General features: G+C 70.5%; 8 protein-coding genes and 1 pseudogene. 3 read left to right on the top strand and 6 right to left on the bottom strand.

Annotation, left to right across the window (positions count from 1 at the left end; all coding sequences use genetic code 11):
• A pseudogene (locus JHN45_RS49105) lies at positions 1-176 on the bottom strand (oxidoreductase); the annotation flags it as partial.
• 82 nt (positions 177-258) lie between these two features.
• Between JHN45_RS49105 and JHN45_RS49100 the strand changes: the two are divergent.
• Positions 259-939: a pentapeptide repeat-containing protein gene (locus JHN45_RS49100; RefSeq protein WP_236584960.1), complete on the top strand. Its 681-nt coding sequence runs from the start codon at positions 259-261 to the stop codon at positions 937-939.
• A gap of 30 nt (positions 940-969) precedes the next feature.
• Here the strand turns inward: JHN45_RS49100 and JHN45_RS49095 are convergent, their stop codons facing one another.
• Both JHN45_RS49095 and JHN45_RS49090 read right to left on the bottom strand, forming a co-directional pair.
• Positions 970-1,470: a hypothetical protein gene (locus JHN45_RS49095; RefSeq protein WP_201055965.1), complete on the bottom strand. Its 501-nt coding sequence runs from the start codon at positions 1,468-1,470 to the stop codon at positions 970-972.
• A 52-nt stretch (positions 1,471-1,522) separates the two neighbouring features.
• A complete protein-coding gene (locus JHN45_RS49090) occupies positions 1,523-1,957 on the bottom strand; it encodes a hypothetical protein (protein ID WP_200717037.1) in 435 nt (144 codons plus the stop codon).
• Positions 1,958-1,998: 41 nt separating this feature from the next.
• Here JHN45_RS49090 and JHN45_RS49085 point away from each other — a divergent pair, with 41 nt between their 5' ends.
• Positions 1,999-3,423: a M1 family metallopeptidase gene (locus JHN45_RS49085; protein WP_307783430.1), complete on the top strand. Its 1,425-nt coding sequence runs from the start codon at positions 1,999-2,001 to the stop codon at positions 3,421-3,423.
• Positions 3,424-3,444: 21 nt separating this feature from the next.
• On the opposite strand, the gene JHN45_RS49080 is transcribed toward JHN45_RS49085, so the two are convergent.
• The gene (locus JHN45_RS49080) at positions 3,445-3,948 is read right to left on the bottom strand and encodes a MarR family winged helix-turn-helix transcriptional regulator (protein ID WP_201055964.1); all 504 of its coding nucleotides are present in this window, start codon (positions 3,946-3,948) and stop codon (positions 3,445-3,447) included.
• Positions 3,949-4,081: 133 nt separating this feature from the next.
• Between JHN45_RS49080 and JHN45_RS49075 the strand changes: the two genes are divergently transcribed.
• Positions 4,082-4,744, top strand: a complete 663-nt coding sequence (locus tag JHN45_RS49075) for a nitroreductase family protein (RefSeq protein ID WP_200717035.1) — start codon at positions 4,082-4,084, stop codon at positions 4,742-4,744.
• A gap of 30 nt (positions 4,745-4,774) precedes the next feature.
• On the opposite strand, the gene JHN45_RS49070 is transcribed toward JHN45_RS49075, so the two are convergent.
• Together JHN45_RS49070 and JHN45_RS49065 are read right to left on the bottom strand one after the other, a co-directional pair.
• Positions 4,775-5,737, bottom strand: a complete 963-nt coding sequence (locus JHN45_RS49070; RefSeq protein ID WP_201055963.1) for a bifunctional GNAT family N-acetyltransferase/NUDIX hydrolase — start codon at positions 5,735-5,737, stop codon at positions 4,775-4,777.
• 159 nt (positions 5,738-5,896) lie between these two features.
• A partial coding sequence (locus JHN45_RS49065; RefSeq protein ID WP_201055962.1) for a DUF1266 domain-containing protein occupies positions 5,897-6,780 on the bottom strand: 884 nt, incomplete at its 5' end.

Below are 6,780 nucleotides of genomic sequence, written 5' to 3'. Positions count from 1 at the left end.
GGCGGGAGTTCGGGCAGCGGGCCCCGTTCGCCTCTCCGCAGGACGGTGTCCAGGAGGTGGACTCCGGCTGCGGCTACGGCGATACGGACCTGGCCGGGGGCGGGGGAGGGGGCGTCGATGTCTTCGTAGATGAGGTTCTCGGCGGGGCCGAAGGCGTGGAGTCGGATGGCGTGCATGGGGTCACTCTTCGACCTCAAGTGCGCTTGAGGTCAAGGGTGCGTCGGTCTCGTTGTCAGTGGTGGGGTGCAGGATGGGGGCATGGCGAGGAGAGCGGCTGGTGGGACGGGTGGTGTGAAGGGGGCGCGGCGGCCGGAGGTGCGGTTGCCGGCTCTGGAGGCTTACGGGGGTGGGGGGTTGGAGCCGGACGGGGACTACGACGGGCTGGAGATCCGGGACGAGGACTTCGCGGGGCAGGACGGCGGGGGCGCCCGGTTCATGGACTGCGCGCTGACGGGGTGCGCGCTGGACGAGACGCGGCTGCATCATGCGCGCGTACTCGACTCGGTCCTCACCGGCATACGGGGTGTCGGTACCGATCTCGCGGAGTCGACCCTGAGAGATGTCGAGATCGTCGACGCCAGGATGGGGGGTGTGCAGTTGCACGGTGCCGTGCTGGAGCGGGTGGTCGTCCGGGGCGGGAAGATCGACTATCTGAACCTGCGCAAGGCGCGGCTCCGGGATGTCGTGTTCGAGGGGTGCGTGCTCGTGGAGCCGGACTTTCTCGATGCCCGGCTGGAGCGGGTCGAGTTCGTGGACTGCGTTTTGAAGGGGGTGGACTTCACGGGGGTGACGTTCATGGACGTGGATCTGCGCGGGGCTGCCGAGCTGGAGATCGCGCGGGGCATCGACCGGCTGTCGGGGGCCGTGATCAGCATGGGGCAACTGCTGGATCTGGCGCCGGTGTTGGCCGTGCAGATGGGGATTCGGGTGGAGGGGTGAGCGGAGCCTGGGGGCGCAGCCCCCAGCCGGTCACCGCACGCGGGGGAACTTCGCCTGGAGCGTCCAGATCGCCGGGTTCTCGCCGAGGGCGTCGTGCATGTCGACCAGGTCGGCGATCAGGTCGTGCAGGAAGTCCCTTGCCTCGCGGCGGAGTTCGGTGTGCGAGAAGGTCAACGGCTCCTCGTCGCGCCGCATCCAGTCGGCCTCCACGTCCACCCAGCCGAAGCGGCGCTCGAACAGCATCCGGTCCGTGGACTCGGTGAAGTCCAGCTCCGCCCGCTGCGGTCGGGACGCCCGTGAGCCCGCCGGGTCCTGGTCGATCCGCTCCACGATGTCGCACAGCGCCCACGCGAAGTCGAGCACCGGTACCCAGCCCCAGGCCGTGGCCACCTCGCGGTCCGCCTTGGTGTCGGCGAGATACACGTCACCGCAGAACAGGTCGTGCCGCAGCGCGTGGACGTCGGCGCGCCGGTAGTCGGTCTGCGGGGGGTCCGGGAAGCGGTTGGAGAGGGCGTAGCCGATGTCGAGCACGTAGGTGATGGTGTCACGGTTCGGGAGGGCGGACGGCAGCCGGAGCGATCACTCACGCCGGCCCGGTGGGGTGGTCCCCGTCCTTGTTCTGTGCGGCTGCGGCCATCTCCAGGAGGGGCCAGCCGTCGACCTCCGTGGCCTGCGGGTTTTCCGGTCGTGGCAGCCGGCCCTGGGCCGCCGCCGCGTCGAGCAGGGCGCGGACGGCGCCGGGTTCGTGCAGGTTGAGGGACGCGCCCTGGACGTATCCCACGTCCCCTGAGCCCAAGGGGGCGCCGCCCGGGACGTACCGCCCCGGGCCCTCGGCGAAGACGATGCGCAGTGGACCGCCGGTGCCGGGCGGCTGGGGGCGCAGGGTGAGGGTGTGGACGCAGCCCAGGGACTGGCTGTCGGTGTGGCTGTGGCTGTGGCTGTGGCTGTGCCGCAGGCTCCAGAGGTAGGTGCGTCCGTTGACGACGAGTCGGCGGGGCTTCTTGGCGGAGCGGGGCATGGAGCCGAGCGTACGAGCTCCCGACTCATAGGATCGCGGACGTGCCCCGATCCGTACGGCTCGTTCCCATGGCCCTCGCCTGTGTGCTGGTCCTCGCCCCGACCGCGTGCACGGGGTCGGGGTCGGGCGCGGGTGTCCGGGGCACATCCGGCGGTGCGGGTCTGCACGACCCGTACTTCCCGCAGGCGGGCAACGGCGGTTACGACGTCAGCCACTACGCCCTGACCCTCGCCTACGACTCCCACACCCTGACCGGTACGGCGACCATCGCGGCCCGCGCCACCGCCGATCTCTCCTCCTTTCACCTGGACTTCAAGGGCATGACGGTCGAGTCGCTGACGGTGGGGGGACGGAACGCCCGCTGGAGCCGGAGCGGACAGGAGCTGACGGTCCGTCCGCCCTCCGTCCTCCGCAAGGGCGGGACGTTCGAGACGACCGTGCGTTACTCCGGCGCCCCGGGGACGATCACCGACCCTGACGGTTCGGAGGAAGGCTGGCTTCGCACGGCGGACGGTGCGGTGGCGCTGGGTGAACCGGTCGGCTCGATGGCGTGGTTCCCCGGCAACAACCACCCCTCCGACAAGGCGACTTACGACATCGCGATCACCGTGCCCAAGGGTCTGCAGGCCGTCTCCAACGGGGAGTTGAGGGCTGAGACCACGAACACCGCCGGTACGAGGACGACTTACCGCTGGCGCACCGCCCAGCCCATGGCGACCTATCTGGCCACGGTCGCGATCGGCCACTACGACATCACCCGTACGACGGCGGGGAACGGCCTCCCCGTGTACACGGCGGTTGATCCGCAGGAGGCGGCCGCGAGCCGCAAGGCGCTGGCGCGGATCCCGGAGATCATGGAGTGGGAGGAGTACAACTTCGGTCCGTATCCCTTCTCCTCGACCGGTGCGATCGTCGATCGGCGGGGTGATGCGGGGTACGCCTTGGAGACGCAGAACCGGCCCTTCTTCCCCGGCGCCCCCGACACCGCCCTCCTCGTCCACGAACTCGCCCACCAGTGGTTCGGCGACTCCGTCACCCCGAAGACGTGGCGGGACATGTGGCTCAACGAGGGCTTCGCGACGTATGCGGAGTGGCTCTGGTCCGAGGACCACGGCGGCGACACGGCCCAGGAGTCGTTCGACGCGCTCTACGACGGGACCTACTTCGACGACCCGTCCGAGAGCGAGGCCGTCTGGGCCTTTCCGCCGGCCCGGCCCAGCTCCGCCGCGCACATCTCCGACAGTCCGGTCTATGAGCGGGGCGCGATGGTGCTGCACAAGATCCGGCGGACGGTCGGCGACAGCCGGTTCTACGACATCGTCCAGGGCTGGGCCGCCGCCCACCGTCATGGCAACGCGGACACCGCCGACTTCACGGCGTACGTGGAGCGGATGGCGCCGGGGAAGGACTTCGGGGGGATCTGGCGGGACTGGTTGTACGGGAACGGGAAGCCGGCCCACGCCTGACGGGCTGAATCGGGCCGCCGCTCAGAGGGTGTCTCCCAGGGAGATCAGCAGGGTGCGCAGCATCCGGGTCAGCTCGTCGCGGTCGGTGTTCTCCAGGGCCGAGAGGATCTGGATCTGGTTCTGTACGTGGCCTTCCACCACGCGGTCGACCAGGTCGCGTCCGGCGTCGGTGAGCGCGATGTGCAGGCTGCGGCGGTCGCCGGGGACCGAGTCGCGGGTGACCAGGCCGTGGGCGACGAGTCTGTCGACGCGGTTGGTGAGGGCGGCCGAGCCGATCATGACGCTGGAGGCCAGTGCCTTCGCCGTCAGCGGTCGGTCGCTGCGGCGCAGGGTGGCGAGGACGTCGAACTCCCAGGTCTCCATGTCGTACTGGGCGAAGTACTCCTTCAGCCGGGTGTTGACCAGCCGTGAGAGCCGCAGGACGCGGCCGATGGTGCCCATGGCGTCGAGGTCCAGGTCGGTGCGCCGGGTGGCCCACTGGCCCATGAAGTCGTCGACGGCGTCACGGGTGACGGCATCGCTCATGGGTTCGCCTCCTGTTCGCTTGCTTCAGTCATTGCTTCGGCCGCATTAATTCGACAACGAACTGTTTGACCTCACCCTAGTCCGCTGCATAACCTCTCGATGTCAGATAGTTCGACGTCGAAGGATTGGTCTCATGTCTGTGGAGTCGCTCGCGACGGATCACGCCACGGTGTCCCGGGTCATCCGGTCCCGCCGCAGCATCCGCCACTACCGGCCCGATCCGGTGCCGGCCCCGCTGCTGCGTGAACTGGTCGAGCTGGCTCTGGAGGCTCCGTCCAGCTTCAATCTCCAGGCCCGGTCCGTCGTCGTGGTGAGCGGTGAAGAGGGGCGCAGGGCGCTGGCCGAGGCCACCGGTGGGCAGCCGCATCCTCGAGAGGCGCCGGTGACGCTGGTGTTCGTCGCCGAGTCCGGTGCCTGGCGCGAGGACCGCGGTGATGTCTGGGAGACGGCGCGGCGGGGTGGTGCGTGGTCCGAGCGGTTCGCGGCGGCCTCGCCCGAGGACGCGCGGCTCTTTCACGAGGATCTGCGGGAGCGCGGTCTCGAGCGGGAGTACGCGGTGAAGGACGCCATGATCGCCGCCTCTTTCCTCATGGTCGCCGCGGAGGCCGCGGGGCTGGCCACCAGCCCGATGAACGGCTGGGACGAGGCCGCGGTCAAGAAGGCCGTCGGCATCGACGGCCGGGACGACCTGCACATCGCCCTGCTCGTCCCGCTCGGCCACCCGGCCGAGTCCCGCCGCCATCCGGGGCGCCGGGACCGCTCACTGACCTGCTTCAGCGAGACGTACGGCCGCTGACATCGGCGGGTGCCGGGAGTGTGGCCCGGGTCAGTCCTGCGTGCCCTTCTCGTCCAACTCGTCGAGGAGTACGGCGAGTTCGGCGGGCCACACGGTCTCGGTCGTGGTCCGCAGTTCCTTCCGCGTCCACCAGCGCCAGGCGAGGATGCCGTCCTGGGCGTGGGCGGCGGTGAGGTGGGCGCCGGTGGGTTCGCGGTGCGGGCCGTGGGTGACGTAGATGCGCTCGTACTGGTGGACCCGGGTGCCGGCGAAGGTGAGGTCGACCTCCCTGGTGGACAGCAGGGGGCCGGGCTCCAGGTCGGTCCAGCCGGTTTCCTCCTGGAGTTCGCGCAGGGCGGCCTCGCGTGGGGTCTCGTCGCCTTCGAGGCCGCCGCCGGGCAGGGCCCAGAAGACGCCGCCGGCTTCGGAGTTGTCGTAGCGGAAGAGGAAGACGGAGCCGGTGGGGTCCAGTACCGCGATGCGGGCGGAGTGGCGGGTCGTGCGGAGCTGCTTGCGCAACACCGTGCAGGGGCGGCCGAGTTGGCGGTCGGGGCGGTGGTCGATGACCTCGTAGCCGAGGGTGGTCCAGAAGGCGAGGGCCTGGGGGTTGTTGTCAAGGACGGCCAGGCGTACGGCGGTTCGGCCGGCCGTGCGGAAGCGGTCCTCGACCAGGGATGCCAACTGCCGTCCGTGGCCTTGCCGTTGCTGTGCGGCGTCCACCATCAGCAGGCCGATCCAGGGGTCTTCGTCGGCCGGGTCGGGGTGTGTTCCGAGGGTGATCGCGATTCCGGTCAGGCGGCCGGCGCTGCGGGCGAGCAGTACCTCCACCGCCGGGTCGGCCAGCTCGTCGGCCAGCGCCGTCGCCACCTGCTCGGGCCGGATGTTCTCCGGGTCCGGGAAGTCGCCGCTGAGGGCGTGGAACGCGTGGTGGGAGGCGTAGAGGGCGGCGAGTTCGGTCAGCAGCTCACCGGGCAGCGCACCGGCCTCGGTCGACGTGAGCGGTTCGAGGAACATGGGGGCACGCTAGCCGCCGGGCGGGTCCGCCGGCTCGAACTGCGGCGCCCTGTCCCGGGGGAGGGGACCCTCTCCGTAGAAGTGTGACGCTTTGGTGTGGAAGTGTCACGCTTTTTTGCAGTAGGTCCCCCGGGGTGCGCCTGCCACCCCTCAACCGGCCTACCGGAACGGGATGTTCAGCCAGGGGCTTCCGGGGTCGGAGGTCAGGATGCGGTGCGCGGCGACCATGTCCTGGTACCAGGGGCCGAACTCCTCCTCGTCGAAGTGGAGGCAGCGGCCCAGGATGTAGCCGGCCGAGAAGTCCGGCCAGGAGCGGTAGGCGAGGGAGGCGGCGCGGCCCGCGCGGACGAGGGCCGACTCGGTCTCCGGCAGGGTGCAGAAGCGGGCGCCCAGGCCCCAGCGGGCCATCTTCGAGGCGCGGCCCAGGTCCCAGGCCTCGACGGAGGTGACATGGCGGTTCTCGTCGAGGATGCCGTCGGCCCGCATCCGGGCCTCGTAGCGGGTGATGCGGCCGATGAGGCGTTGCACGCCCTCGATGCGGGCCTCGGTCTCGGAGGCGGGGCGGGGGTCTGTCTTCGTGACGCCGTCCTCCGTGATGACCGTGGAGCCCTCGGAGTCGGCGCGGATGACGGTGGCGACGGCCTGCCGCCAGTAGCCGGTGTCGACGTGGCCGCCGAAGTCGCGGGCGATGGTGCGGCGCAGACTCAGCGCGAACTCCCATACGGAGCTGGACGCTTCGGCGGCGAGCAGGTTGCGCAGATGCTGCTGCCATTCGGCGCGGGTGGTGATGCCCCACCACTCGCGCAGCCGTCGGCGCTCACCGGCGTAGCCGCTGCCGTGCCAGGCCGGCGCGTTCCACAGGGAGCCGTTGCTGACACAGAGGAGGGCTCCGCAGGCCAGGCCGTGGGCGACCGGGCCGTGCAGCGCGCCGCCCACGTGCAGGGCGCGCAGCCGCATGCCACTGACGGGCGTTCCGATGTGTTCGGCCGCGCGTGACCAGTCCGTCGTGCCCGGGGGACCGTAGGGGAGGGGGAGTTCGCAGG

Source organism: Streptomyces sp. MBT53 (assembly GCF_016654115.1).
GTDB lineage: Bacteria > Actinomycetota > Actinomycetes > Streptomycetales > Streptomycetaceae > Streptomyces.
The sequence above is the reverse complement of the archived record's forward strand: the minus strand, read 5'-3'. Positions and strand labels throughout refer to the sequence as shown.

Coding starts and splice junctions, on each gene's coding strand:
- JHN45_RS49080 (WP_201055964.1), bottom strand. CDS start 3,948: ATGAGCGATGCCGTCACCCGTGACGCCGTCGACGACTTCATGGGCCAG.
- JHN45_RS49100 (WP_236584960.1), top strand. CDS start 259: ATGGCGAGGAGAGCGGCTGGTGGGACGGGTGGTGTGAAGGGGGCGCGG.
- JHN45_RS49070 (WP_201055963.1), bottom strand. CDS start 5,737: ATGTTCCTCGAACCGCTCACGTCGACCGAGGCCGGTGCGCTGCCCGGT.
- JHN45_RS49090 (WP_200717037.1), bottom strand. CDS start 1,957: ATGCCCCGCTCCGCCAAGAAGCCCCGCCGACTCGTCGTCAACGGACGC.
- JHN45_RS49075 (WP_200717035.1), top strand. CDS start 4,082: ATGTCTGTGGAGTCGCTCGCGACGGATCACGCCACGGTGTCCCGGGTC.